At 55.5% G+C, this 25,311-nt stretch carries 22 protein-coding genes and 1 pseudogene; 9 read left to right on the forward strand and 14 right to left on the reverse strand.

The genetic code is table 11. The features are described 5' to 3' along the window. Window positions 1-34 precede the first annotated feature (34 nt). Together EU556_RS16185 and EU556_RS16190 are read left to right on the forward strand one after the other, a co-directional pair. Window positions 35-445 (forward strand): hypothetical protein, encoded by a 411-nt coding sequence (locus tag EU556_RS16185; protein ID WP_135435182.1) that lies wholly within the window; start codon window positions 35-37, stop codon window positions 443-445. 83 nt (window positions 446-528) lie between these two features. Continuing rightward, the gene (locus EU556_RS16190) at window positions 529-855 is read left to right on the forward strand and encodes a HesB/IscA family protein (RefSeq protein WP_135435183.1); all 327 of its coding nucleotides are present in this window, start codon (window positions 529-531) and stop codon (window positions 853-855) included. Window positions 856-1,002: 147 nt separating this feature from the next. Here the strand turns inward: EU556_RS16190 and EU556_RS16195 are convergent, their stop codons facing one another. The 5 genes from EU556_RS16195 to murI all read right to left on the reverse strand — a co-directional run bounded on the left by EU556_RS16195 (window position 1,003) and on the right by murI (window position 8,009). Beyond that, window positions 1,003-1,269 (reverse strand): hypothetical protein, encoded by a 267-nt coding sequence (locus EU556_RS16195; protein WP_135435184.1) that lies wholly within the window; start codon window positions 1,267-1,269, stop codon window positions 1,003-1,005. Between the two features lie 186 nt (window positions 1,270-1,455). Beyond that, window positions 1,456-4,584 carry a T9SS type A sorting domain-containing protein gene (locus EU556_RS16200; RefSeq protein WP_135435185.1) on the reverse strand — a complete coding sequence of 1,043 codons (3,129 nt, stop codon included), beginning with the start codon at window positions 4,582-4,584 and terminating at the stop codon, window positions 1,456-1,458. 568 nt (window positions 4,585-5,152) lie between these two features. After that, window positions 5,153-6,343, reverse strand: coding sequence for a glutathionylspermidine synthase family protein (locus EU556_RS16205; RefSeq protein ID WP_245327716.1), 1,191 nt, complete (start codon window positions 6,341-6,343; stop codon window positions 5,153-5,155). 30 nt (window positions 6,344-6,373) lie between these two features. Beyond that, the gene (locus tag EU556_RS16210; protein ID WP_135435186.1) at window positions 6,374-7,063 is read right to left on the reverse strand and encodes a hypothetical protein; all 690 of its coding nucleotides are present in this window, start codon (window positions 7,061-7,063) and stop codon (window positions 6,374-6,376) included. 115 nt (window positions 7,064-7,178) lie between these two features. Then, window positions 7,179-8,009 carry a glutamate racemase gene (gene murI / locus EU556_RS16215; protein WP_135435187.1) on the reverse strand — a complete coding sequence of 277 codons (831 nt, stop codon included), beginning with the start codon at window positions 8,007-8,009 and terminating at the stop codon, window positions 7,179-7,181. Window positions 8,010-8,116: 107 nt separating this feature from the next. Here murI and EU556_RS16220 point away from each other — a divergent pair, with 107 nt between their 5' ends. From EU556_RS16220 to EU556_RS16230, 3 genes are all read left to right on the forward strand, one after another. Further along, window positions 8,117-8,350 (forward strand): hypothetical protein, encoded by a 234-nt coding sequence (locus tag EU556_RS16220; protein ID WP_135435188.1) that lies wholly within the window; start codon window positions 8,117-8,119, stop codon window positions 8,348-8,350. A 7-nt stretch (window positions 8,351-8,357) separates the two neighbouring features. Continuing rightward, window positions 8,358-9,893 carry a hypothetical protein gene (locus tag EU556_RS16225; protein WP_167855605.1) on the forward strand — a complete coding sequence of 512 codons (1,536 nt, stop codon included), beginning with the start codon at window positions 8,358-8,360 and terminating at the stop codon, window positions 9,891-9,893. 103 nt (window positions 9,894-9,996) lie between these two features. Continuing rightward, window positions 9,997-11,892, forward strand: a complete 1,896-nt coding sequence (locus tag EU556_RS16230) for an ABC-F family ATP-binding cassette domain-containing protein (RefSeq protein WP_135435190.1) — start codon at window positions 9,997-9,999, stop codon at window positions 11,890-11,892. Between the two features lie 67 nt (window positions 11,893-11,959). Here EU556_RS16230 and EU556_RS16235 read toward each other — a convergent pair whose 3' ends face one another. Both EU556_RS16235 and EU556_RS16240 read right to left on the reverse strand, forming a co-directional pair. Beyond that, a complete protein-coding gene (locus EU556_RS16235) occupies window positions 11,960-12,316 on the reverse strand; it encodes a DUF952 domain-containing protein (protein ID WP_167855606.1) in 357 nt (118 codons plus the stop codon). 146 nt (window positions 12,317-12,462) lie between these two features. Further along, window positions 12,463-12,879 carry a hypothetical protein gene (locus EU556_RS16240; protein ID WP_317128718.1) on the reverse strand — a complete coding sequence of 139 codons (417 nt, stop codon included), beginning with the start codon at window positions 12,877-12,879 and terminating at the stop codon, window positions 12,463-12,465. Window positions 12,880-13,012: 133 nt separating this feature from the next. Between EU556_RS16240 and hppD the strand changes: the two genes are divergently transcribed. Continuing rightward, the gene (gene hppD / locus EU556_RS16245) at window positions 13,013-14,146 is read left to right on the forward strand and encodes a 4-hydroxyphenylpyruvate dioxygenase (protein ID WP_210116309.1); all 1,134 of its coding nucleotides are present in this window, start codon (window positions 13,013-13,015) and stop codon (window positions 14,144-14,146) included. A gap of 83 nt (window positions 14,147-14,229) precedes the next feature. Here the strand turns inward: hppD and EU556_RS16250 are convergent. Further along, window positions 14,230-14,975 (reverse strand): annotated as a pseudogene (locus EU556_RS16250) (IS5 family transposase). Window positions 14,976-15,084: 109 nt separating this feature from the next. Between EU556_RS16250 and EU556_RS16255 the strand changes: the two are divergent. Next, entirely contained in the window at window positions 15,085-17,151 is a 2,067-nt protein-coding gene (locus EU556_RS16255; RefSeq protein WP_135435193.1) for a PIN domain-containing protein, read from the forward strand. Window positions 17,152-17,228: 77 nt separating this feature from the next. On the opposite strand, the gene EU556_RS16260 is transcribed toward EU556_RS16255, so the two are convergent. Then, window positions 17,229-18,236 carry a site-specific integrase gene (locus EU556_RS16260; RefSeq protein ID WP_135435194.1) on the reverse strand — a complete coding sequence of 336 codons (1,008 nt, stop codon included), beginning with the start codon at window positions 18,234-18,236 and terminating at the stop codon, window positions 17,229-17,231. Window positions 18,237-18,732: 496 nt separating this feature from the next. On the opposite strand from EU556_RS16260, the gene EU556_RS16265 reads away from it, so the two are divergent. Next, complete coding sequence (locus EU556_RS16265) at window positions 18,733-20,202, forward strand: Fic family protein (protein WP_135435195.1); 1,470 nt, start codon at window positions 18,733-18,735, stop codon at window positions 20,200-20,202. 144 nt (window positions 20,203-20,346) lie between these two features. Further along, window positions 20,347-21,426, forward strand: a complete 1,080-nt coding sequence (locus tag EU556_RS16270; RefSeq protein WP_135435196.1) for a ComEC/Rec2 family competence protein — start codon at window positions 20,347-20,349, stop codon at window positions 21,424-21,426. 94 nt (window positions 21,427-21,520) lie between these two features. Here the strand turns inward: EU556_RS16270 and EU556_RS16275 are convergent, their stop codons facing one another. The 5 genes from EU556_RS16275 to traM all read right to left on the reverse strand — a co-directional run bounded on the left by EU556_RS16275 (window position 21,521) and on the right by traM (window position 25,305). Continuing rightward, window positions 21,521-21,703 (reverse strand): hypothetical protein, encoded by a 183-nt coding sequence (locus tag EU556_RS16275; protein WP_135435197.1) that lies wholly within the window; start codon window positions 21,701-21,703, stop codon window positions 21,521-21,523. Continuing rightward, window positions 21,688-22,437 carry a type IV toxin-antitoxin system AbiEi family antitoxin domain-containing protein gene (locus tag EU556_RS16280; protein WP_135435198.1) on the reverse strand — a complete coding sequence of 250 codons (750 nt, stop codon included), beginning with the start codon at window positions 22,435-22,437 and terminating at the stop codon, window positions 21,688-21,690. The genes EU556_RS16275 and EU556_RS16280 overlap by 16 nt, the downstream gene beginning before the upstream one ends. A gap of 185 nt (window positions 22,438-22,622) precedes the next feature. After that, window positions 22,623-22,811 (reverse strand): hypothetical protein, encoded by a 189-nt coding sequence (locus EU556_RS16285; protein ID WP_125433076.1) that lies wholly within the window; start codon window positions 22,809-22,811, stop codon window positions 22,623-22,625. 127 nt (window positions 22,812-22,938) lie between these two features. After that, complete coding sequence (gene traN / locus EU556_RS16290; RefSeq protein ID WP_135435199.1) at window positions 22,939-24,096, reverse strand: conjugative transposon protein TraN; 1,158 nt, start codon at window positions 24,094-24,096, stop codon at window positions 22,939-22,941. Window positions 24,097-24,105: 9 nt separating this feature from the next. Then, entirely contained in the window at window positions 24,106-25,305 is a 1,200-nt protein-coding gene (gene traM / locus EU556_RS16295; protein ID WP_135435200.1) for a conjugative transposon protein TraM, read from the reverse strand. Window positions 25,306-25,311 lie beyond the last annotated feature (6 nt).

Raw genomic sequence — 25,311 nt, forward strand, 5'->3', positions numbered from 1 at the left:
ACTTCTTAGTTCTGTTTTCTCTTTTCTATACTCCATGGACGTTACTCCTTCTGACGTACACGTCGAGAGTGCCCGGATTCAGCAGCAGATCGAGAAGCATTTGGGCATGGGCTCTGGCAATCTGTTGTTTGAGTTTCGTCAGCTTGATGGACAAGTGCGGCTCGATCTGATAACGGTGAACCCGCGCCACCAGCAAAGCTTCCTGTTTCGCTACGAAACCGGCTATGATAAGCTAGATTGCCTGCGCAAGATGCTGGCTTACGTAACCAGCTACCGCGACACTGAAAGCTCTTACACCATCCAGTGGCGTACCCACGGCGACCGAGAGTTGCAGACGTCCTACTTCAGGGCTCGCAATGCCTATGAGGCACTAGACAAGCTTTACTTCGGCCGCGACCTGAATACCATTACTGTGTTCAGCGTAGTTCTGAATCCTTCTTCCTAGTTGTTTGTTATATATCAGTAAAGCCACTGTTGCTCTAGCAGCCGCTGTAGGCGTACACAAGCAACCCAAATTGCCTTTTACTCATGATTACCGTTTCTGACAAAGCGAAAGAAAAAGTTGAGAAGCTTATGCATGATGCTGAGCTGGATGCAACTTATCGGCTCCGGGCTTCAGTGGCCGGGGGTGGCTGCTCCGGTTTGAGCTATAAGCTCGACTTCGACAATGAGGTAAAACCTATGGATCAGGAGTTCGAGGACAAGGGTATTCGGGTAGTGGTTGATATGAAGAGCTTCCTGTATTTGGCAGGCACGCAACTTGACTTTTCAGATGGACTGAACGGCAAGGGGTTTTACTTCGACAACCCCAATGCTTCGCGTACATGTGGATGTGGAGAAAGCTTCTCTGTTTAGCATAGTAAGACGCAGGTATTACTTGGCATAGCAGTGGCCTAGAATGTATAGATCTAGGCCACTATACTCCTCCAATACACAAGAAAGCCCCAACTGCTATATAGCAACTGGGGCTTTCTTGTGTGGGCTACTAGAAACTTCTAGCTGTTATTGCTTAGGAGTCTCCTCCACCAGTTTATCAGCTTCCTTGTTTTGCACAACGGCGGTATCACCTTTTTCGGGTGCCATATCCGCCTCTACGTTATCAGCGGCGTTGCTGGTAGCATCTGCAGCGTTGTCGGCAGCGTTGCTGGCATCACTGGCTGCACTCTCAGCAGTAGCTTCAGCGTTGTCCTGAGTTTTCTGCGAGCAGGATGAAGTAGCGAAGGTGGCGAAAGCGGCCACGGCGAGCAAAGTTTTGAAAGTCGTTTTCATAGGGAGTTTACCTAGGTGGTTGTTGAGTGGGATTGTACGACAAATCACCCCTTGAGGTTAAGCGGTTGTTTACTCTTCACTAGAAGCCCTATCAATTAACCTCCTGGCGTTACTGAGCAATAAAAAAAGCCCTTCCATGTGGAAGGGCTTTTTCGTTATCTCAAGCGCGAGGGGCGCTCATGCAGTTTACTTCTTCACGATACGCTGCGTGATCTTAGCGCTGCCTTCGCCTACCGATACTAGGTAAGTTCCGCTATGCAAGTCACGTACGCTCATCTGACCATCTGCCCGGAGCACTTGCGTGCGGATAACACGGCCCGACAGGTCGGTGATGGTTGCCCGAACACCTTCAGTAGAGCCAGGGAGCTGAATATTCAGCACATCTTCGGCAGGATTAGGGTACATAGCTACTTCAACCGAACCAGCATTCGACACAACTACGGGTGAGCTGTAAGAAGTGGTGCCGTCGAAGTCAACCTGCTTCAGGCGATAGTAAGAAGTTCCAGCCAGCGGGGTTGCGTCAACTGCGCTGTATACGGTTTCCTTCTCGCTGTTGCCTTGTCCTTTCCGCGACAGAATCGAGGTGAAGGTCCGGCCATCCTGGCTACGCTCTACATAGAACATACCGTTGTTTTTCTCGGTAGCCGTTTTCCAGTCGAGAGCAACCTGCTTGTTGCGCAGCTTAGCCGTGAAGGAAACCAGGGTAACGGGCAGCGGAGTACCTGGAGCAACAATACCTGGAATTTCGTTAGGCACTGGAGGCTGCAGGTAGTTTTCAGCTCCAACTACGGCTAGGTTGATGCTCGATTCAATGTTATTGAACTCAAAGGTGTAGATATAGTAAGTAACTGTAGGATCTAAGCCACCAACTGTTACTGTAGATTCATCACCCGAGTAAACTACGAAGTACCCAGGTGCTACTTGTGGACCGCTACCATAAGTTTGGTTACCAGTTCCATAAGGAGTACCATCTACCGGCTGGTTAGATGACGGTAGAGTTGGATTAGTGCTAGCTACAATCAAGCGGTTTTCACCGTAACCCAAACCAGCATAGTTTGCAGGCAAGTTAAATCTAACGGTGGCAGTGCTACCGCTGCGAGTTACACTTGCAGTAGAACGCAATGTTGGTTCAGTATCAATTGAACGTGCTGAAAGTTGCCCGTTTACAGAGAACGGCTGGGCTGCTGGGTTAGCAAAGTCACTGCTCTGATACTGCAAAGTTGACTGAGCAGCGCCTAAATAAGTTGGTCGGTAACGAATGTAAATTTTCGCAGCAACACTATAAGCTGGTGCCGAAGGAGTGATGGTTACCGAGCTTGAGAAGTTAATATTATCAAGAGACAAGTCAAACTGAGCAGTATTGCTTGGGTTAGCCGAGTTAGCAATCACATTACGCGTAATGACGATTGGCTGACGCACCCGTACTGCGCTAACATTAATCTCTTGGGTTGGCGAGGTCTGATAGATAACAATGTTACGTACCTCTGTGAAAGCATTTTGGATCTGTATAGATGGCAAGCTAGTACCAGCTACAGGTAAACCTTGAGCGGTAGCTGGATTACTGCTATTAACAACTAAGTCAGAAGTAGTGGTAGCGATGGGCGGTATAAAACGCACATATACTCTTACTGCTGGAAAGATGTCATTGCCATTGTTGCGTGCTACAACAAGGCTGTTACCAGTCTGTGTTAGCGACAGACCATTGAAGTTCTCGGACAGAGAAACTTGGAAATACTGTGGAGCAGTTACCGTCAGATCTTGTAACAGGTTGCTTGCACCGACCAAGTACGACTGAACAGCAGAAGGCACACCAGGCACAGTGGAGAATTGTTGCAGCTCACCAGTAGTATTAATTGTAGAGCTAGCACCAGTAGAGTTTGCTGTAACATTCACTACTCTGCTGGTAGCACCAGTGCTAGAAGCCGTGATATTACCAGAAAAAGCACCGTTGGCAATAACAGCAACCAGTCTTACTTCAATGGTTCGGATAGTTACAGTGCCTTCAACTGGGTTAATAGTCAAAGGTCCTGCAGTGAAGCTACCACCCACTGAGGCATCACGGAAAGAGATATTAGCGTTGGAGGCGGTCAGCACCAATGGAGCATTGAGACTAGTGGCACCTATTTCAAACGTCAGCACTTGCGCCGAGCCGCTACCGGATACTGTTCCGAAATCCAGGTCAAGAGGATTAGCCGTAATAGTAGGAGTGTTATTAGGCTGATTACCTTGACCACTCACCCTTACAGTAGCGGTTTCTACACCGGAAGAAGACACCGTGATGTTGCTCGTCTTATCTCCAAGGCTAGTGGGCTGAAAACGCGCTTCAATTACTTGATTGATTGACGTTCCCGTGAAAGGCAGGACGATGCTAGCCGTGCTGAAGGAACCACCGGGCAGCCGGATCTGAAAGTTGGTAGGAGGGGTTACAACTGCATTACCATTGAGGTAGCTGGCGGTAACCGTGAAGGATTGAGGAGCAGAAGCTAAACCTACATCTACACCCCCGAAGGCAAGTGAAGTAGGATTAACACTTAAAGTGGCCGGTGCATCGCCAGTACCGAACAGATCTACTTCGCGATCCGCAGCTCCTGCGCTGGTAAGCGTTAGAAAGCCAGTATAAGGCTGCTTCTCGGTCGGAGCGAAACGTACGTAGACAGTAGCGTTTACGGCTCCACTTGAAGGTGACAAGGTAGCTATCGACGTAAATGTGCTATTGTCTAAGCTTATTTCATAGCCAGTTGAAGGTGTAAGCGTAATAGGCTCTGTAAGGGCAGTAGCCGTTACATTAACAGCCTTAGAAGCCGACTTAGTGTTTACTAACTGGACGCCATAGGATAAAGCCTCTGGGTTTACGTTGATCGTGGGCACTCCTGCTGTTCCAGTTCCCCGAACAAATATGGTTCTTCCGACAATCGTGCCATCTGCATCCTCACCCGAAAGAGAAATACGGTTATTAACTGTTCCGACGGTGGTAGGACGGAAGCGGATGTACAGAGTTCCGCCTTGCTCTGGAAGAACAGGTGACTTGGAGAAAGTAACATTGTCCGTGCTACCTTCAAAAGCAGCTGCATTAGCGAAGCCGACAGTAATATTACCTGATATACCCGATGTGGTTACAGCGTACTGCTTAGCAGGGGAAGAAATTAAACCTACCTCTACAGATCCGTAATCATCAGGTGAAGCGGAACTTGTAACTGGGCTTACAGTGATAGACTGAGCTAACCCTGTAAAGGGCAAAGCCAACAGTATCAACAGCAGTAACCGCAGGTGCGGCCTAAGTACCTGCTGTATGGTACTCATGTAAGAGTTTTTCATATATAAGTGAAGGAAATGGTTACAAAAAAAAGGGGCTTACCAGCCCAGAGAGAGAACAAAAGGCTTTATCGATTACATGACGTGCTTACGTAAGAAGCCGACGGATAGATTGTAATTAATCTCATTTTATATAAGAAATTTTTGATAACGCTGACTCTGTGAAAATTGCAAGTTCTGCTTAGCGTCACATTTCATGCCAGAAAAGGTATATAGACCTTTCCAGACGCCTAATACATGTTTTAAAAAGGTTAAGAAGCCATTTTGGCTAGTAATGCTTATACAAATGTGGGAGATTATCTCCACAGTTCTAGAGTACTAGCAGAAATAAAATGCAGTAAGACCACAATACTCCTATTAAGAACTTTCATATAACAATATTAGACAACACTTTATGTTAAAACCTTGAACCTCAGACTATAACTATTAAACAGATTCTATATAGTGCTGCTCAGTACTCGCTAGGCCATTTCACTATACTGGCAATGGAGTAAAGAGTATAGGTTAAAGAGCCTATTAAGCATCTATACTGTCAGTGGCGTGGCTGAAAGACATCACGCTATGTAGCCGATCAGCTGATAATATGAGGGAGAAATTCTGACAGATTATTAATGAAACCAGCCTCACGCCGGAAGCCGATACCACAGGCCTGCCCTGCCCAGAATACTCCGGCTTGGTATAAGCGTTTTTGGGTATCGGAGGGCAACTGAGCGTATTGCTGATACACAACAGCTTGGTGGGCATAATTGCCTTCTAGGGCAGTAAGGGAGGTTCCATTCTGTACTTCTGTAACATCTTGCCCTTCGCGCCCGAACACTGGTTTGCTAACGTAATGCCCAGCGCGAGGATCCTGCAGGCTGGCTTCCAGCAACAAAGGGTGCTGTGGGTAGCATTGCCACAGCCAAGCAAGCATGGCTTTACTCTGGAACAGTAAAGTATAGGCCGGGTTAGCAATGATGAGGTCTCGGCTTAGCAGCAGCTGGCTCAGATCAGCCGTAAGTTCTGGCTCCTCCTCGGCTAATACCTCCCAAGGCACTAGTTTAAATAAGAAGTTGAAGCGCTGCCATTGGTCGTCAGTTACTTGCACCCAGGCTCCTCTCTCCTCCCCTTCCACCGACACTTGCATCTCATCAACGGAACAGATGTGCGTGTGCTCGAAGCCAGCTGCCAGTGCGGCTTCTGCCACTACGGCGCAGTTGGCGACGTCTTCGGCGCTATCGGGCAAATGCACCAGCAGCAGGTTGGATTCCAGATCAGGGTTTAGCTCTAGCCACTGGCCTAGCTGCGCTTGCAAGCCCTCAAACAACCCATTGGCTTGGCGGTCGTCTTGGCCTAGCCCAGCGGCTACTAGGCTGGCCCATTGCACCACGGCCACTTCCGGAATGCTGGTGGCCGTATCGGCATTAAATTCTAGGAGCTTGGGCCCCTCTGGAGTCTGGGCAATATCAAACCGTCCGTATAGGTGCCAATGCCGGTCGTCGTTCCAGGAGTGGCGCACGGCGGCCCACAGGTTTGGGGGAATGGATAGCAGCTGTAGCAAGTCATCCGGAATTGGATCCGGGATGCTTTGCACCAGCAGATCATATAGCGTGTCGGCCGCTGCTAGCAGAGCCTGGGCTTCAGGTTCGGGCAGCTCTACGGCCTCCCGCGCCACGTAGTTCTGGCAGGCATCTTCCATCGCCCACTCCCAACCCAAGCCTTGCAGGGCGGGCGCCACCTCACCAGATAGTGCCCGCAAACGAATCACAGAAGAGAAAGGCATTTGCCGTACTAATTGTATGGTTGTACCAGATTAGCCCCCGAAGCCACGCCCACCAAAGCCCCGGCTTCCGAAACCTGAGCTTCGGCTTGAGCGCGGAGCACTGCTACGAATGGAGCTGCGGCCGTAGCCGGTGCTACGGGTAACGGAAGTGCTGGGCCGGATACCGCTGGAAGATGAAGCGGAGCGACTTCCGGCAAAACCACGCCCATAAAAGCCTCGCCCTTGGTCACGTTCCTCGGCTACGCGGCCACGCCAGCCCATGTTCTGCTGCATGATTCCTGGGTTAGCGTAGTACGCGGGCTGAGGCGTCAGGAACCGGCCAGCCATATAGCCTAGGCCACTCCACATCAGCACGTCCATCATGCTTGTGCCTCCTACCCGGTTTTCGGGGTTTTGGCGGCTGTAGTTCTGCATTTGCTGCTGTAAGGCTTGGCCCTGCAGCGTATCTACTTTGCCATCGAAGTGCTTTAGAATGGCCGCTACTTCCTCCTTACCGGCGGGTTTCTCGGCGGTAATCTTCCATTCTCCTGGTTTCACTTCTGTCATCTCCGTGATGACACCTTCTGAGTATGAGTCTCCCGCACCCCAATCGCCTTCTGCTGAATTCTCCGATTCGGAGCTGGGAGAGCAAGCCGGCAGGCCTAGGCCTAAACTGGCCGCCGCCGTAATGAGCAATACATTGCGGCGCCAGTCGCCGAGGGAGAAAAACGGTTTGTTCATAAGGGTAGTAATATCAGGCGGGCACTCCGTTTAGCTTCTGGTTGTCTCGTGATACGTACTGCGTAGCCAACAGCGGCAGGTTGCAGTCAGGTAGGCCACTCTTAGTAGCGGAAAATTACTCCCACAACGGATAATGCTCTAGGTGCACCTCCTGGCCAAAGAATATACGGGTACTTTCCTCGAAAGAACGCGTGAAATCGGACACGTAAAAATGGTGCACTGGGGGCGTTGGCTGGGGCTGGGCGGCTAGGCCAGTCTCCTGCAGGTACTGCTTCACGTGGGCCGCTACTACGTCAGAGGCATCCAGCACCTCAACCCGTCCGCGGTAAAACTCGGCAATCTGTTCTTTGATGAGGGGATAATGCGTGCAGCCCAGCACAAGGGCCTCTACCCCATCTAGCGCCGGATTCGTCAGGTAGGCCTGAATGATGTTGTCGCTGATATTATTCTCGAAGAAGCCTTCCTCAATCATGGGTACCAGCAGCGGGGTGGCCAACGACTGCAGTTGTACACCGGCATCGAGGTCGTCGATTTTCTTGCGATAGACGTTGCTGTTTACCGTTTGCTTGGTGCCAATAAGACCCACATTGCGCCCTGCATATGTGTGGCCTACGTGCGCCACTATGGGGTCAATAACGTTGAGGACCCGGGCTTTCGAGCCCACATACTCGCGGACCAACTCATAAGCGGCCGCCGAGGCAGAGTTACAGGCAATCAGAATCAGCTTGCACTGCTGCTTGAGCAGCAAGTCGCAGATTTTCACGGAGTAAGCCTGAATAGCGGCCGTACTTTTATCGCCATAGGGCAGGTGGGCCGTGTCGCCGAAGTAGATCAGGCGCTCGTGGGGCAGTACGCGGTTTACAGCGCGTGCCACCGTCAGGCCGCCAATGCCGCTGTCGAATACGCCGATGGGGCGCGTGGAAAGGTCGGGTGCAGATGATGCCATAACGAGGGCGAAGGTACAGGGATCTGGGCGATGCGCGAGCTTCTGGGGCGGAGCGTTGCACACTGTCGGGGCCTTTGCGCATCCATTCCTTTTCCTATATTGGCCCCATGAGTAAGATTCTGGAGGAAATAGATCAGGCCCTGGCCAGGTTCGATTCCAGTCGAGGCCGTCCCGTCGCCATTGAGTTGGGCGAGCGGAAGTATACCCAGCTGGTGCTGGACGTAGCCCACCTGCACGCCGATGGCGGTGAGCTGACGCATAACACCGGCCGCCCCCTGGCCTACCGGGGCCTGGAAATTCTGCGCGACGACCTGCACGTAGACCGAGTGCGGGTACTCTAGGGCCTGCGTGAAATTTTTACCCAATCTGTTTCCTTCTTCCCGCCAAGCGCCCACTGTCACTACGTGGCGGTTTTGGGGTTTGCTAGGCCTGCTCGGGCTAATCTTACTGTCACGCTTGTGGCTTTTGTCAACCGGGGGCGCCCTATCCTTCCCCGACGAAGACCGCTACCTAGAATCTATTAAGGCAGCGCACCTGCTGCTAACGGGCGACCTAGAACTTGCCGCGCTCCACCTCGCCAATACGCAAGGCCGCCCCAGCGATGCGCTCCTACGACTGCCCGTGGCCTTGGCGCAAGTGGCTTGGCAACACTTCGGTGGCCCTCCTCCAGAGACCCCTGCCTCTTTGCTACTGCCCCAGCTCATGAATTATATGGTGCTGCTGGGTAATACCCTCCTGCTTTGCAAGCTAGGTCGGAGCTGGCTCTCCAGCAGTGCTGCCCTGCTAGCAGGCCTCGTATATGCCGCGTTAGGCAATTCCAACATATACCTGCGCCACGTACTACCCTACGATTTGGCGCTGCTGATACTGCTAGGTACGCTGGTACTGTTAACCCAGCCTTATCGGCCTATCGGTAATGTACGCCGGATCGGCCTGTTGACTGGCCTACTGGCCTGGGGTGTAGTGGCTGTGTACCCCGGCTACTACTTTGCCCCCTTGCTGATAGGTAGTGTGCTGCTCATGCAGCTTCCTCGCGCTAGTTGGCACCGCGGCCTATTCTGGATGTTGAGTGGGGCATCTTTGCTCATTCTCACCCTCGAACTTATCACCCGGTACGGCCATATCTCCTACCTCCGCTCCTTGCAGACTCTAGGCCCCAGCATCATCCAAGGAGATTTTGCTGAAGGCTTTACTTTTACGGGGAGGTACTTGTGGGAGATTGAAGGGACATTAGGCGTGCTGCTACTTCTGCTGGCGCTACCGGGTATAGCCGTACTGGTTCGGAGTGGGGTGCAAAATAGGAAGCTTCTACCTCTTGCCTTGGCGCCGCTGGGGTTGTGGCTGCTCCATGCTTGCCTGGTGTACTTCGGCCACAAGTTTGTGTTCTATGGGCGCATTCTGCATTTCTTCATTCCCTTCCTGGTCCTGCACGCGGTAACGGCCCTAACTGCCCTTCCACCAATGCTACGCCGCTTGGGCCAGGGGGTACTCGTAGGCTTGGCGCTATGGGGGTTTGTTCGCTTCATAAGTCAGTACGAAAGACTGGCTTATCCGCGCGACGTACTGGCCCGCTTGGGAGTTTCCGCTCAAGATCAGCTTACGTATCTGAATGAGCATGGCCTTGCTCATGCCTGGGATTACAGCGCGCCGCCAGCGGGTAAGCTGGTTAATAGCGGCGGGCGGTCATTGCTACTCATCAACTTTACGTATCCGTATCCGCTTTCCCCTGATAGGTGTGTTTCCGTACCGGCTCAGGCTGCTCCTCTACTATTTAGTGGGCCGCACTTTCTCACCTTCCCGGCGTATGGGTTTGAAGGCTTCACGCCACCCGAGCGGCACTTTTTGCGGAGCTGCCCTTTCCAGTGTCGGGTGTATCAAAAATAAGCTCGGGTGTAGGGTACGGCTTAGTATTGGGACGTAACGCCTTTGGGGTAGCCAGAGCATAATTTCCCCGGTTCTCAATTGCTCCCCTCGTACCTTTGCAGGTATGAATTTGCTTTCTGCCGAGAACCTCTCTAAAAATTACGCCGACCGGTGGCTGTTCCGGGAATTGAACTTTGGGCTGCAGCAAGGCCAGCGCGTGGCGCTGGTGGGCATCAACGGCTCGGGTAAGACCACGCTGCTGCGCATTCTGGCAGGCCTAGAGCCGCCCGACTCGGGTGAAGTGAGCGTGCGTAAAGATATTCGGGTGTCCTTCCTGGGGCAGCAACCCGTGTTCGACGAGTCGCTGAACGTAGAGCAAACCATCTTCGCCAGCCAGAACGATACCCTCGCGGCTATCCGTGACTACGAGCACGTGGTAAACGACCCCAACCATTCCTCCGCCGATTTACAGCGGGTAATGGAGCTAATGGACACCTATAACGCCTGGGACTACGATGCGCAGGTGAAGCAGATCCTTGGCCGCTTGGGTATTCTGGGTGACTTGTTGGAGCGCCCGGTCAATAAGCTCTCCGGTGGGCAGCGTAAGCGCGTGGCCCTGGCTCGGGTGCTGATTGAGGAACCCGATGTGCTGATTCTGGACGAGCCCACCAACCACCTTGACCTGGCCACTATTGAGTGGCTGGAAAACCGCTTGGCTTCGCCCTCTCTCACCCTGCTGATGGTTACCCACGACCGGTACTTCCTGGATAAGGTAGCTAACGAGATTGTGGAGTTGGACCAGGGCCGCGTGCACCGCTACCAGGGCAACTACTCCTATTTCGTGGAGAAGAAGGCCGAGCGCGAGCAAATGGAAACTGTGGAAGTGGAGAAGGCCCGCAACCTGCTTCGTAAGGAGCTGGAGTGGATGCGCCGCCAGCCTCAGGCTCGTGGTACCAAGCAGAAAGCCCGCATCGATGCCTTCTACGAAACCCAGGAGAAAGCCAAGGGCCGCATCAAGGGGCCTGAGATGGAGCTGTCGGTAAAGACCACGCGCCAGGGGGGTAAGATCATCGAGGTAGAGCACCTGCATAAGCAGTTTGGCGGCAAGGTGGTGCTCGATGACTTCAGCTATGTGTTTAAGAAAAAGGACCGCATTGGTTTGATTGGGCCAAATGGAGCCGGCAAGTCGACGCTGCTGAACATGCTCACGGGTAAGCTCACGCCCGACTCGGGCGTGGTAGATGCGGGGCAAACCACCGTATTTGGCTACTACACCCAAACGGAGCTAGAGTTCGACCCCAACCAGCGCGTGATTGACATTGTGAAGGAGGTGGCTGAAGTAGTAGAAATGGCCGATGGCAGCCAAGTGACGGCCTCGCAGTTTCTGCAGCACTTCCAGTTTCCGCCAGCCCAGCAGTACACGCTGGTGAGTAAATTGAGCGGGGGCGAAAAGCGCCGTTTACAGTTGCTGCGCGTACTCATCAAGAACCCCAACTTCCTGATTCTTGACGAGCCTACCAACGACCTCGACATCATCACGCTGAATATCCTAGAGGATTTCTTGCTCAACTTCCAGGGCTGCCTGATCATCGTATCGCACGACCGGTACTTTATGGATGCGCTGGTGGAACAGGTGTTTGCCCTGGAGCCCGGCGGAAAAATCCGGCAGTTCCCCGGCAACTACACCGACTACCGCGAGTGGCAGAAAGACCAGGATGCCGAAACTGCCGCTAGGCCACCCAAGGCCACTGTTTCGGCGGCGCCCGTGGCCGTACCCCCTACTCCGGTGGCCGCGCCAGCTACCAAGCGGAAAGCCACGTTTGCGGAAAAGAAGGAATACGAAAACCTGGAAAAGGAAATCGAGCAACTTGAAAACCTGAAGCAGGAGCTGATTGAAAAGCTTAACTCCGGCACTGGCTCGCACCAGGAGCTAGCCGACTGGGCTGCCCAACTCAAGCGCACCGACCACGACCTTGACACCAAAGGTGAGCGGTGGTTGGAGCTAGCCGAGTTCGTGTAACTGGCCTAGTGCTTCCGCGTTACATTAAAAGCCCCGCTACACCAATTGTAGCGGGGCTTTGTTGATTCTAGGGCATTCTTACTATGTCAGCTGGCAACATAGATGACCCATCTGCGGCCACGGCAAATGGCCAAGTTCGGCGTACAGCCGCTAAAGGCATCGGCGCAAATACGTGCGCAAAGTATTGCTGGCGACTTTCTACCCACTCCCGCTCCACGCGTATGCCCGCACTCGTCAGCGTTGCCTCGTCCCACTCCAGCAATATCAGCTCCGACTGGCCTAGATAGTAACGGCGGGCCGTTTCCAGAACCTGGTGCAGCTCCGAGCAGTGAATAAAACCTTCTTCCACTAGGTCAGCACTAGCAAAATACCCAGTCTCTTGGGCTTGCTGCCAATCAGAGAGGCTAGCAATTCGATATAGCATCTGTGAAGAGTTTGGATAAACCTGCATAGGCGCAAAAAGGCCTTGCCACCCCGAAACGACAGCCGCATTCACGACTCGTTTCGATCTGACAAGGCCCTTCCGGTTGCGACTAACGCCAGAATTTTATACGCGTTCTGACTAGTGGCCTAGGCGGTCCAGAGGTCTTGCTGCACTGCTTTGCCCACCGTCAGCACAATACGCGTGGGGTTGGGAACCAGGGTAAGCCGGGCCTCTTTGCCGGGGTACTTCTCCGAGTCAACCCACACGCCTTCTTTGGGCGTGGGCTTGCCGCTGGTGCTGGTGGGCAGGTAAGCCGTGGGCAGCAGCACGTCGGTATCCGAGTTCAAATCGTTGTGTACTTTCTCCAGGGCCTCTTCCAGGAAAGGGCCATATTCATCGTTGAAATCGTCTTCCAGGTCGTGCAGCTCTTCCTCTACATCGTCGTAGCGGGCATCATCGTACGTCAGCTGTTGTAGCGCCTGTTTCTTCTCAATGAGCGCAACCAGAGCGCGGTTGAGTTCTTCCTTGTTCATATCCACGGGCAATAGGATGGTTTGGCGCAAAGGTGCGTAGGTTTCGGGAAAATCCCATGACGGGGAAGTCCGTTTACGTAGCACAGCGGAAGGAGGTGCGTATCCGGGTATTCGTGTATTTTTACCCGGCTTTATCCTCCACCCCACCCAACCGCGAGTACCCATGGAAACGATGACCTCCCCGGCCGTACAGGCTCACCCCGCTCACGACTTCCTGCCCCTCAACGGCACCGACTACATTGAGTTTTACGTGGGCAACGCCAAGCAGTCGGCGTACTACTATCAGGCGGCTTTCGGCTTCGAGCTAGTGGCCTATGCCGGCCCCGAAACCGGTGTGCGCGACCGGGCTAGCTACGTGCTACAGCAGAACAAAATCCGCTTCGTACTGACGACCTCTCTGCTGCCTGACTCCGACATTACGCACCACGTGGCCCAACACGGCGACGGGGTGAAGGTAATGGCCCTGTGGGTAGACGACGCCCGTAAATCGTACGAGGAGACTACCAAGCGTGGCGCCAAGTCGGCCTTTGAGCCTTACACTATTTCTGATGAGCACGGTGAGGTGACCATGGCCGGCATCTATACTTATGGCGAAACCATCCACACGTTTGTGGAGCGCTCTAAGTACAACGGTCCCTTCCTGCCCGGTTTCCAGGCTAAAACCAGCCTTGTACCGCAGGGTGCGCCCGTAGGCCTGCAATACGTTGATCATTGCGTGGGTAATGTGGGCTGGGGCGAGATGAACCAGTGGGTGAAGTTCTACGAGGACGTAATGGGCTTCAAGCTGCTCATCACCTTCGACGACGACGACATCAGCACCGAGTACTCAGCCCTCATGAGCAAGGTGGTTTCCAATGGCAACGGCTTCGTGAAGTTTCCCATCAACGAGCCCGCCGAGGGCAAGAAGAAGTCACAAATTGAGGAGTACCTCGACTTCTACCACTCGCCCGGCGTGCAGCATATGGCACTTATTACCCACGATATCCGCACAACAGTAACAGAGCTGCGCCGCCGCGGCATGGAATTCCTGACCGTGCCTGGCACGTATTATGAAGACCTGCTCGACCGCGTAGGCCACATCGACGAAGACCTTGAGAGCATCAAGGAACTCAACTTGCTAGTAGACCGCGACGAGGAAGGCTATCTGCTGCAAATTTTCACGAAGCCTGTGGAAGACCGCCCGACGGTGTTCTATGAAATCATTCAGCGTAAAGGCGCCAAGAGCTTCGGCAAGGGCAACTTTAAAGCCCTGTTTGAAGCCATTGAGCGCGAGCAGGCTCTGCGCGGCAACCTCTAGGCCACTTCCTGAACTTAACTCTAGCACAGCCCCGGCGCCGTAAGGTGTCGGGGCTGTTTCGTTAGCCTAGGCTGTGTGGACATCTAGCGCATCCAGTCGAGTGCGGCGAGCAGGTGGGCCACGGCTAAAAAGGAGGAGGCGGTTTTCTCGTAGCGGGTGGCAAAACCTCGGGCTTCTTTGAGCCGGCCAAAGAACCGTTCGACCTTGTTGCGGTCGGCGTAGAGGTTGTCGTCGTAGCCGCGTTGGTCCAGCCGGGTCGCTTTGGGGGGGATGACGGCTTCTGCCTGCTGCTGGGCCAGCGTGTCCAACACGGCGTTGGTGTCGTAGGCTTTGTCGGCCACTACCGCGCCGGGCGACTCGGGCAGCGCGGCCAGCAAGACAGGCAGTTGGGGGCTGTCGGCCGCTTGGCCCGGCGTCAGGACCAGGTGCAGGCCGTTACCCAGCGCGTCCACCACCGCGTGCACTTTGGTGCAGAAGCCGCCGCGTGAGCGGCCTAGCGCTTCGGCTGCGGGCGTGCTTTTTTTTGGCCGGCCGCCGCTTTGTGGGCCTTGGCCGTGGTCGAATCGATGAGCACCCAGGCGTAATCCGGCTCCTGCACGGCCTGAAACAGGGCCTCCCACACGCCCGCCTGCGCCCAGCGGCGGAAGCGCCGCGCCGCCGTGTTCCACGGCCCAAATCGTTCTGGCAAGTCGCGCCAAGCCACCCCGGTACGTACTCTGTACAGCACGGCGTTGACAAACAGGCGGTTGTCGCGACCCGTACCCAGACGCCCCAACGTGTGGGGCTCGACTACTTTCCATTCGCGTTCGGTTAATTCGTGACGGCGCATGGGGCAAAACTACGGCCCACGCTGTCCACAGACTCTAATTTGGCAAAGGGCGTTTAACCTTTGTACTAAACTTTTAACCAAGGCCCAACTGGTCGACGAAGCCAACGACTTGCTGCGTGCTGATACCGACACGGTGTACCGACAAGCCTTGGCTAATCTGTATCACGAACTCAAAGACTACGAGGCGACGGCGGCTGTGCTGGAAGGGTGGCCAGGCTATCCGCAGAGCCTAGACAAAGGGGCGGCATGGCTCCGGCTCACCAATCAGTATTACCGGCGGAGTGACAGCGCCGCATTACGCGAAGAGTTACGCGCGTGGCGGTTGCGCTACGGCATCTTCACCGAGTTCTGTATTTGGGAAATACAACTGGCCGAGATGCTTCACGACTGGGAGCGTATCCTTGAAGTCGTGGAGGCCGCTACGGGGCATGTTACCGATGCCTCAGGCCTGCGGTGGGCCAAGCTGTTGGCGCTGTACAAATCGAAGCGCAGCCACGAGTTGCAGGCCGAGCTGGAAGACATCCTGCAAAATCCCGGGATGCTGCGCCGGCATCATTTATTTAACGTAGCATCGATGGCCGCTCACACCGGTCACCTGGAATGTGCGCAGCAACTGCTATACCCGCACGCCAGTCGGCGCGACGATATGGTGGCGCGCGGTAAATACATCCAACTCGCGCTAAACCAGCCCCGCAACAGTCCCCCGCCGCCCGAGTACGACCGAGCGGTCCTCCATACGGTCGTGCATTACACAGTCAATGGTAAGCCCCAGCGGCGCATTGCCCTAACGCCCGAAACGATGGACGGCGGCTTGAGTGTTTGGGCAAAAAAGCTGATAGACAAGGAAAAAGGCAAAAAATACGTAATGTCGCACCCCACTACTGGCCGCGACCTTACCATTGAGCTGCTGGAAATTACCGACCTCTACACGGGGCTTGCCAGAGATATTCTGGACGATGTAAAGGCCGGTGACCCCGAGTTACCCTTCGAGCAAATCGAATTTGGCGATGGCGAGGTAGAACAACTGCACGCCGCCTTGAGCACTGCCATGGGAGCCGAGGGCGCCGCCCAGCAGGTGCAAAACCGGCAGCTTTTTGCTGAGTATGCGAGTGGCCAAACCACGTTTTCGGCTCTGGCAATGGCCGTATTCCGTGGTAATCCCCTCGAAGCCTACCAGGTGCTGACCGAGCAGAGCCAGCCCGATGTGCCAGGCCTAGTAGTTTCCCCGCGCAGCCTGTTCGCGGGCCTGGAAATCAATCCTAACAACTTGTTCATTTTGGATTGGACTTCCCTGCCACTCTTACATCGGCTGAGCAAGCAGCTAGGTATCATGCCCCGGACAAAGCTTGGCATTTCCCTGCACGTGGTAGAGTTTCTGGAGCAAAAGCTGCAAGAAATGCGCCGCTCGCAGCCAATTGAGATGACGGTGGAAATCATCGGCGACATCGTGCGGCCGCACTTCTATCCACCCGAGATGCACGAGCGCTATATCACCTACCTCACGGAGCTATTGGCCTGGATTGAGACCCACTGCACCACGCGTATTGTAGCGGAGAAACTTGATGCTCTCCGGCAAGCTTTTTTACGTGAGGGCGCGCACGAAGAGCATACACAGTACATGGTCGATACGTCCTTCCTGGCCGCTGCGCCCGACGCTATGCTGGTATCGGATGATTCGACTTTCCTGCAGCTGTCTTTGCGGCCCGGCAATACCATCAGTACCGAAGCCTTTCTGCTGGCTCTCTACCCCGATGAGTTTGAGGCTAGCATTCAACCCAAGCTACTTGATTTCCACTACCTCGGCCTCACGATTAGCTCAACGCTGCTGCTACAGGAATTCAAAACGGCAGGTGGGCAGTTTACTGGCCGGGCATTGCAGTGCCTAAAGAGCCTTCCCCGACAGATGCTGAGCGAGCCAGGCTCGATGGCCGATATGATAGTCGTGCTACGGGAAATCTACATGATGGGCAGTTTATTGCCTGCGCAAAAAAGCTGGGCGGCAACAACTATTCTAACCGCTTGCTTCACCCACCTGCCGCTCAACCTGAGCATCCGGACGCTACTTAAACAGTTCATAAGCCTCAAGTTCATGCTATTGCCAGAGCCTATGCGAGCTGTATTGAAAGATTTGGAGCAAGCTTGGCAAATTGTGGCAGCGTCACGGCTCGAAGAATAAGCTTGAGATAGGCCTATAAGCGAATTATTTTTTAGGCGGGGCAATAAGCATGATATAGGTACGAGGAAAAGGCGAAGCTACAAACCCAGTGAATGTGCGGCATTGTAGGCGATGATGTCTTCGAGCCGGGAATAGCGGCTAATCATGGCGTCGGTTTTCTGCTTGGTCTGGTTCTTAATGAATTCGTTGGATTGACCGTTGAGCTTGGCGGTGGTGATAAAGGACGCACGTAACGAGTGGGCAGAATATTTGGCTCCTAGGTGCTCCTTCACCAGTAGGTTTACCCGGCGGTCCGACAGTCGCCGACGCGACGGTGTACCCGCTTCTCCGGTTTTGCCCCGCGCGAGCGACACGAACACGGGGCCCTCGGTGCGGCCGCCCAGTAGTTCTACCCAGGCCTTGTAGGCCCGGATGGGACAATGCAGTGGATTGGAAGCATAGAACACCGCTTTCTGTTCCAGCTCGCCCGTTTGGTTGGTTTTGCTTTTGGGCAGCGTCAGCACGAGGGCCGCGTCCGTTAATTCGATGTCTTCCAGATTTAGCGCTACCAACTCAGAGCGGCGGAAGGCACCGGTGAAGCCTATTAATAGGAGTGCGCGCGCGCGTACACCCTCGGGCCGGGTCAAGTCAAGCGCGCTGATGCATTTTTTCAGGTGAGCCACCGAAAAGGCCGGCGCCTGCTTTTGCTTTTTGCCCACAGCCCGAGCCACGCCCTTGCGCAGCACGTCCAGGGCCGGCGCGCTGATGGCCGAGGGAAGCCCCAGCAGCTGGTGGTTTTTCTCGATGGCCGCCAGGTGCCGGTTGATAGTGGCCAGCTTGCGCGGGATGTCGGCCAAGTAGGCGACGTAGCTGGCCAGCGTGGCCACGTCGGCCGGCCAGGGCGTGAACCCGTGCGCGGTGCAGAAGCTCTCGTAGCTGCGCAGGTCGGCCGAGTACGCTAGTCTTGTATTGTCTGCACCTTCGAGGCCCATGGTCAGGTAGCGTCCGACATTCGGGGCTACCTGGCCGGCCAGGTCATTGGCCAGCGCCAGCGCCGGCAGCTCACCGGCCACGGCTGGTAGATTCTTCTTGCCCTTTGTTGTCATCTTGCCTTGTCGCGCGTGCTCAAATCCGGTAGTAAGCGCGCCTCAAATGTACACAAAACTTAGGTCCGATAATGAACGATTATGGAACCTAAGATAGAGAATTGAAGCCAAGGCAATTTTCCATCTTCATAAGAACCGAGATTGCAGATAACATCAAAGAGTGGCTGGTGAGGTGAGTTCTAACAGATGGGCTATGTCACACGCTCCTGCTATGGGTTACCAAGTATGATTCATAATCAAAAAAGCACCTTACAGCGGTAAGTAACTTGATGTAGTAGAGCTTTTCAAAGTATTTGTTTGAAGCGGTGCCAGTACACCGGCAGTTTAACGGATTTCAGATATGGCTTAATATCACACGCTCTATTCTAGCTTGGCTTTCTGCGATAGGTTGTTTTGCCTTACATTTCGTGCCAATTTGATTTTAATCAAAAAAAATGTCTAAAATTTATGTGTTAATCGAATAAAATTAACTCTTGGACCCATACTGCCCCTCTTAATGGAAAAAAATACACACTGGCCGCTGCTGGTATTCGGGACTTCGGAGCCGGCAGAGAATAGGCGGATTCGGGCTGCTCGACAGCGGGGAGAACTGCGGGAGGTGGCGTCCCGCATCTACTCCCCGGACTTAGTTACTCCTCCAGAGGTGCTGATTCGGAAGAACTGGCTGCCGGTGGTGCAGCATTTGTTCCCGGGAGCACTCATCAGCCACCGCTCGCAACTGGAAGGTGGGCCTTCAACTGACGCCCACTTGTTCCTAACTTATAAATACACCCGCAATGTGGAGCTGCCCGGCTTGACCGTCCACTTGCTGGAAGGGCCGGATGCCTTGTCTAGTGATACGCCATTTGGGGACGGCAATCTGCTCTTTGCTTCAGAAGCCCGCGGGCTGCTTGAGAACCTGCAGCCTGCCCGCGTCCGCAAGGGGGGCGTCAGCAAAAACCTGCCCATCGAAACCGTCGAGGAGCGGCTGGAAATGGTGCTCAGCGTCCGGGGAGAAGACGGCCTAAACGCCTTGCGGGACCGAGCCCGCGAAGTGGCCGCGGCCCTAAATTGGCCAACGGAGTTGGCCTTGCTGCAGCGTATTGTTGGGGCGCTGCTGGCCACTCAGTCCAGCAAAGTATTGAATTCTCCCGTAGCTCGGGCCCGGGCGCTAGGCATTCCCTTCGACGCGGGCCGGGTATCCTTGTTCACGGCGCTGCTCAGTGCTTTGCGCCAAACAGCACTCCCAGAGCGGCCCGACCCAGGGCCGGCGGCCCCAGCATTTTACACGGTGGCTTTCTTTGAGGCGTACTTCTCCAACTTCATTGAAGGTACGGTCTTCCAAGTTGACGAAGCCCATCGCATGGTGGAATCCGGCCGGGCAATAGGCGGCCGACATGCGGACTCCCACGACGTGTTGAGTACGTACCAGCTCTGCAGTAACGTCGCGGAAATGAGAGTGGTACCCCAAACGGCGGAGGAACTGCTCGCCATCCTGCAGCGGCGGCATGCGCAACTGATGCGGGCGCGGCCGGACAAACGCCCGGGTCAGTGGAAAGAATATGCTAACAAAGCTGGCCTGACCAACTTTGTGGACCCTGCTCTGGTGCGTGGCACCCTGCACGAAGGATTCAAGCTCTACCGGAACCTGACGGAGCCACTAGCCCGGGCAATGTTCATGATGTTTCTAATCAGCGAAGTCCATCCCTTCGATGACGGCAATGGCCGGGTGGCCCGGCTCATGATGAATGCCGAGCTGGTGAGTGCTGGTCAGTGCCGCATTATCATCACCACCCACGCCCGAGAAGGCTATTTGGATGCGTTGCGGCGCTTAAGCCGGCAAGGGGAGCCCGACCTGTATATCCGCATGCTGAGCAGTGCGCAACAGTTTGTGTCTAGCTTGCGGCCCGAGTCCTATGAGTCGGTGAAGCAGCAGCTGGAAGCCCAACAAGCCTTCACGGAGGTTTCCTCGCAGTTACGCTGGTAACCAGCCAACGTCGACGGATAGGGCCCTGACGACCGGTCACTGGTTAGCAGGGCTACGTCTTAGCGAACACAGAGCAAAAGCGTAATGGTCAGTACCAGACATATTTGCTACAAACAACCACCTACACCTTAATAACCATAACCTATGAATGTTAAAATCAACATTTTAAACGTCAAAGACGGCGATGCCATTATTGTCGAGCTGGTCAAAAGCGGCCAGTCGCTGGTTATGGTCATTGATGGTGGAGAACCGGCGTACTACAAAAAGAAAATGAAGCCGGTCTTAGAGGTAGTGCTGAAGGCCCACGGGAAAAAAGCGCCCGACATCGTCGTGTGCACCCACTGCGACAGTGACCACATCGGGGGCTTGATTCCCTTGCTGATTGATTACGGAGCCGATGTGGGCGAGGTGTGGGTGCACAAGATTCCAGCCGCGTTAAAAGAGTACATCACCCAGGCCCAGCTGCTACTTGGGAATGCTGGCTTGAAGCATACACAGTCTTGGGATAACCGTCGGCTCAGCCTCTTGCTGGAGTCATACCCGGCGGACCGACAGGTTTTGGCTGAACAGAAGATTGGCTTGCTCTTGGAATCGCTGCCCCAATTGCAGCAGTTGATGGACGTGATTCCCCCGCAAAAGTTGGTGGAGGCATTTACGAATGCCCGGCCCCTCGCTGCTTGGCCCGAAGTATCCATTTTAGGTCCTACACGAGCCTATTTTAATACCCTTTTTCCGCCAAACAAATCATTTGAATCATTCATTGCAGAAGAGGTGCCGGCGGGCCTGTTCCTAACAGAGCAAGAGTCGTTTCTGCGAAAACAGGCTAAGCTGGCGGGAATAAAACCGTGCGACCGGTTAAAAACGCAGGAGGAAGCCAAATTGACCAATACCAACAAAGCCAGCATCATCATTGCCATTGACGCGCAGGAAGGCCGTTACCTGTTTACGGGGGACGCTGGGATTGACTCTTTAAAAAACATCTCCGATTGGCAGAACGCATTGAAAGACTTGTACTTTCTGAAAGTGCCACACCATGCTAGCAATAACAACCTTTCAAAGGAACTCTGCGAAGTAATGCAGCCGGTGTATGCATTCAGTTCCGGCGATACCTATCAGGATGATGAGGTATTGGACTGTTTAAAATCCAAAGCCCGAAATAAACAGACCAGGACAACCAAAACGGACGGGAACTTGACTTTCGATAGTGCAGCCCCGGGGAAGTAAAAGGCAAAATGACAATCAGGCCGACCTCAGATGCCAGTTCTGCTTGAACGACTAGGTCTTTAATTTAAGCGGGTTTAAGTTGTTGCGCAGGAGCTTAACGTGAGTAGTTGAATACGACGTGGTCGGCCACGGCCGAGTCGGCCATGTTGCGCAGCACCCAGGTTACCCAGTAGTCTTTCTTGATAAAGCTTTGATGCAGCCCCCGGGCCGTCGCGGTGATGGTAATCAGGTTTCGAAAGTCCTGCTCATGGGTGTGCAGAGTCATCGGATTCGCCATTGCGCGCGGTTTGGTAAGGCCTGCTCGGAGAGGCCAAGCTTATAAGTGGATAAGGGATTCAGGCTGGCTTTCAGCGTAGTGGCTAGCTTGACTTCACCCAGCCCTTCCAGCAGGGCCCCCAGCAGGGCGCGCGTGGCCGGATTGTAGTCCTGCGCCAAGCGAACCAGAGCGGCCTGCTCAGCCGGTGGTAGCTGCTTTACCTGCTCGCGCAGGCGCAGCAGAGCCGCGGCTGGCGAAGTGTCGGGCAGGCGCTTAATCTGCCGCAGGGCATCCAGCAGCTGGCAGAGCTTTACCTGCTCCGGCTTCACCTCTGCCCGGCTGCGCACGAAGCGCACACGCACGTTGCCGACTTTCTTCGGCCGCCCTGGCCGGGAAGTGGCGATCTGAATTTCCTGCGGTACCTGCGTGGTCAGGCCTAGCCGGTTGAAGGCCGCTATGCCGGTGGGGTAGCCCCGCAGTTTTTTGCTGGGCGTTTGCAGCAGTACCTGCAGCACCTGCTGCTCGGAAACCGGTACCGGGCCGAACCGGCTCTGCAGGGGGAGGCGGTAGGTGCCTTTGGTGACCTGCTGCACCACGCCTTCCTGGCGCAGCCGGCTCAGGTTCACGGCCACCGTGCCCGGCGCGATGTCCAGGTTGGCAAAGTCCTGGTAGCGCACGAGGGCGCCCGGCTCCAGCTTTTGCAGGCGGTTGAGGATTTTCTGGCGGGCGGTCGTGGATTTGGCTGCTTTTTCCATCTGCTTCGGCCAGTAAAGATACGCTAATTGTAAAGTTTTTTTACTGCAAAACATTACAAAGCACACGTTGTGTTCCGGTGAGTAACGGACTCAGATAATACCAGGCGGGAAACCTAAACACCCTCCTGCTACCTTGTTACAGGCAACAGGAGGGTGTTTGCGAAGTGCCACGCGGTGTAGTGCTGCTAGTGGTTGTACGGGTCGTAGCGGTCCTGGGGGCTGCGGGAAGCCCGGTGCATGACGGAGCTGGAAAGGCGAAAGAACTTGAAGCCGAAATAGAGGAGCAGGCCCCAGGTGGCCACCTGCGCCCCCCAACTCGGAGCCCAGGATGAGTAGAGAAAGATAACCAGCGCGATAAGCAGCGGAATACGCATAGCAATAGGGGTTGGAATGAGTGGTAAGCTGGTCGCTTGCCCTGCCTTCTTCTACCAGGTAAACAACCTGACGCTGATTTGGTGGATTTCAGTTGCTACGTAGCAAGGTGCAACGTATTGATAGGGGCTAGCGGAAGCCGCGGGCCCGGAGCAGGTCGCTGTTGGAAAGCCTGAGCTTGATATTGCGCCCCCCCCCTTTTTCGTACACCTCGACGACCAGGTTTTTCTGGTCGGGAATGGTGAACTTCTTAAACACAAACACCTGCTGGAGCTTGCCGGCGGCTTCAATCTTTTTCAGGTTGCCGTTGTAGACATAGGTGGGCGTGAGCTCAATGGCCTGCTCGGCCGTGCGCTTGGCTACCTTCTTGTCCTGGATGTAGAACTTGACGAAATCCACGTCATACGTCACATTGGAGCGGTTGCGCAGGTGCAGCGGGAAAAACAAAGTTTCCTGCTGGTAGCCCACGCTGCCCGCACGCACGCTGAGCTGGTTTTTCGTGTCGCTGGCCGCCGAGCCGCCGCGTGCCAATGACTGCTTAGAATAGGCATCCAGGTTGCCCCGCGGAATGGGCGTGTTCGACAGGATGGCCTCGCTGCCACTGCCGGCCTGGGCAGTGGAACTGGTCATCGTACTCAGGTCCAGGCTCAGCACCTTCGGGTCGTGCTGGTAGTTGACAACGAACATGTACAGCTTGCCCCCGGAGGTCAGCACGGTCATGTTGGTTTCGGTCAGGTGGTTGCTGGCCGCTTTCACGCGCACGATGTTGTCGGCACCCGTGGCCTTGGCGGCCAGAATGCCGGAGTTACCCAGGTCGACGTAGGTGACCGGGTAGGGAAACACAAGGTGGGTGGTTTTCTGGTCCGAGACGTAGAGCGTGAGCACGGGGAGCTTAGCCGGGCCCGCGCCGGGCGCGCCCAGGTCCAGGCCCAGCTGGCGCGGGTTGCGCTGGTAGCCTACCACGAAGGAGTAGAGCTTGCCGCTGGCCGTGAGCACGGTCATGTTGGTTTCGCTGAAGCCGCTGCCAGCCGCCTTGACCCGCACGATGTTTTCGGAGCCCGTAGCCTTAGCCGCAATCAGCCCGGCACTACCCAAATCGACGTAGGTGACCGGGGAGGGAAACACCAGGTGGGTGGTTTTTTGCTCCGACACGAACAGCGGATACGTCGCCAGCTTTGCGGCGGCTGGGGCCACGGGTCGGGTGCTGGCCAGCGTCGTGGATTGGGCCAGGGCGGGCGCAGCGGCCAGGCTGAGGGGCAGGGTGCAGAGGGCAAGGGCGATTCTCATAGGGGTAGCTTATTTATCAATCTTCAACATGACCTGGTAGCCGGCTTTCAGGCGCACCTTGACCAGGCGGATTTTCTTCTGGCCGAGCCCCTTGACGGCGGTAACTGCCACGCCGGCCGCGGCCAGGGTGGGGTCGGCGCTCATGGTCATGGCATCGGCGGCATTCAGGCCGTCGGCGCCAGCCTGCTTGGCCGCGTCCCGGGTAATGGCACCCGGGATGTGCAGGCCTTCCAGCCCGTCCACGTCGTAGACTTCGAGAGCCACCGGGAAGACCCGATTGCCGGTTTTCAGCGTCTCAATGCTGATGTTCAGCCGCTCCCCGGCCAGGCTGCACTTGCCGTAGATGAAGGTGTTGGCCGGCAGGGCGCGGCCGTTGACCACAGCCGATTCCGTCAGGCGCATTTTCACCAGCGAGCCGCTGACGACTTCCTGCGATCCGTGAATAACGGCCGGCAGGGTGTTGGCATCCTCATTCGCCGCCCGTCCGTCATCGAGGCCAGTAAACGAGGCCGTGCGCCGTGTGCCCGCGCCGTTAGAGCCCAGACGAGAAACGACGGCGTCGTCATCGACCACCTTGGCCCGGGTGCTGGCTTTTTTCTTGGGCTTGGCCACCACCGGCGCGGCCGGGCGGGCTACCCCTCCCCCGCCGCTGTTGCTCTGCGCCAGCAGCTGGGCCATCTGCAGCTGAGCGTCCTTCTCGGCCAGCTCCCGCTCATGCTGGCTGCGCATCAGCTCCAGCTGCTCCTGGGGCGTGAGGGCGCCGGGTGCTGCTGCAGTTGGAGTGGCTGCAGCGCCGGGCGCGGCCCCACCGTTCAGCTGCGCCTGCTGGGCGGCAATGAGCTGCTGCTGGGCTTCCACCACGGACTTGTCCACCGACCCATTGGGACCGGGCTTGCCATCGGCGCCGATGGAGTACGACAGACCCGAGCCGGCCGCCGTATCGAGACGGGCATCGACCAGCCCCCGGTTGCGTAGGGTATCTACCGGGCTGGCGTAGGCTTCGAGCTTGCTGGCGGTGATGGAGCCCTTTTCGGCCGTGGGCAGGGTAGTGTTAAAGCCGGACGGCACGTTCTGGGCCTCGGCAGGCGCGCCCTGCCCGCCGCCGCCCAGGTAAAACATGACGGCCAGGAAGGGGACGCCCACCACCGGCAGGAAGGTGGCCATCTTTCGGGTGCGCAGAAATTGCGCGTCGTGCGGTTTGGTTTCCATTGGGTG

This window comes from Hymenobacter fodinae (genome assembly GCF_004745825.1).
GTDB lineage: Bacteria > Bacteroidota > Bacteroidia > Cytophagales > Hymenobacteraceae > Hymenobacter > Hymenobacter fodinae.

Bases quoted from the DNA above. Each gene is read 5' to 3' on its own strand.
- EU556_RS16185 (WP_135435182.1), top strand. From the start codon at position 35: ATGGACGTTACTCCTTCTGACGTACACGTCGAGAGTGCCCGGATTCAG.
- EU556_RS16190 (WP_135435183.1), top strand. From the start codon at position 529: ATGATTACCGTTTCTGACAAAGCGAAAGAAAAAGTTGAGAAGCTTATG.
- EU556_RS16195 (WP_135435184.1), bottom strand. From the start codon at position 1,269: ATGAAAACGACTTTCAAAACTTTGCTCGCCGTGGCCGCTTTCGCCACC.
- EU556_RS16200 (WP_135435185.1), bottom strand. From the start codon at position 4,584: ATGAAAAACTCTTACATGAGTACCATACAGCAGGTACTTAGGCCGCAC.
- EU556_RS16205 (WP_245327716.1), bottom strand. From the start codon at position 6,343: ATGCCTTTCTCTTCTGTGATTCGTTTGCGGGCACTATCTGGTGAGGTG.
- EU556_RS16210 (WP_135435186.1), bottom strand. From the start codon at position 7,063: ATGAACAAACCGTTTTTCTCCCTCGGCGACTGGCGCCGCAATGTATTG.
- murI (WP_135435187.1), bottom strand. From the start codon at position 8,009: ATGGCATCATCTGCACCCGACCTTTCCACGCGCCCCATCGGCGTATTC.
- EU556_RS16220 (WP_135435188.1), top strand. From the start codon at position 8,117: ATGAGTAAGATTCTGGAGGAAATAGATCAGGCCCTGGCCAGGTTCGAT.
- EU556_RS16230 (WP_135435190.1), top strand. From the start codon at position 9,997: ATGAATTTGCTTTCTGCCGAGAACCTCTCTAAAAATTACGCCGACCGG.
- EU556_RS16235 (WP_167855606.1), bottom strand. From the start codon at position 12,316: ATGCTATATCGAATTGCTAGCCTCTCTGATTGGCAGCAAGCCCAAGAG.
- hppD (WP_210116309.1), top strand. From the start codon at position 13,013: ATGGAAACGATGACCTCCCCGGCCGTACAGGCTCACCCCGCTCACGAC.
- EU556_RS16260 (WP_135435194.1), bottom strand. From the start codon at position 18,236: ATGACAACAAAGGGCAAGAAGAATCTACCAGCCGTGGCCGGTGAGCTG.
- EU556_RS16265 (WP_135435195.1), top strand. From the start codon at position 18,733: ATGGAAAAAAATACACACTGGCCGCTGCTGGTATTCGGGACTTCGGAG.
- EU556_RS16270 (WP_135435196.1), top strand. From the start codon at position 20,347: ATGAATGTTAAAATCAACATTTTAAACGTCAAAGACGGCGATGCCATT.
- EU556_RS16275 (WP_135435197.1), bottom strand. From the start codon at position 21,703: ATGGCGAATCCGATGACTCTGCACACCCATGAGCAGGACTTTCGAAAC.
- EU556_RS16280 (WP_135435198.1), bottom strand. From the start codon at position 22,437: ATGGAAAAAGCAGCCAAATCCACGACCGCCCGCCAGAAAATCCTCAAC.
- EU556_RS16285 (WP_125433076.1), bottom strand. From the start codon at position 22,811: ATGCGTATTCCGCTGCTTATCGCGCTGGTTATCTTTCTCTACTCATCC.
- traN (WP_135435199.1), bottom strand. From the start codon at position 24,096: ATGAGAATCGCCCTTGCCCTCTGCACCCTGCCCCTCAGCCTGGCCGCT.
- traM (WP_135435200.1), bottom strand. From the start codon at position 25,305: ATGGAAACCAAACCGCACGACGCGCAATTTCTGCGCACCCGAAAGATG.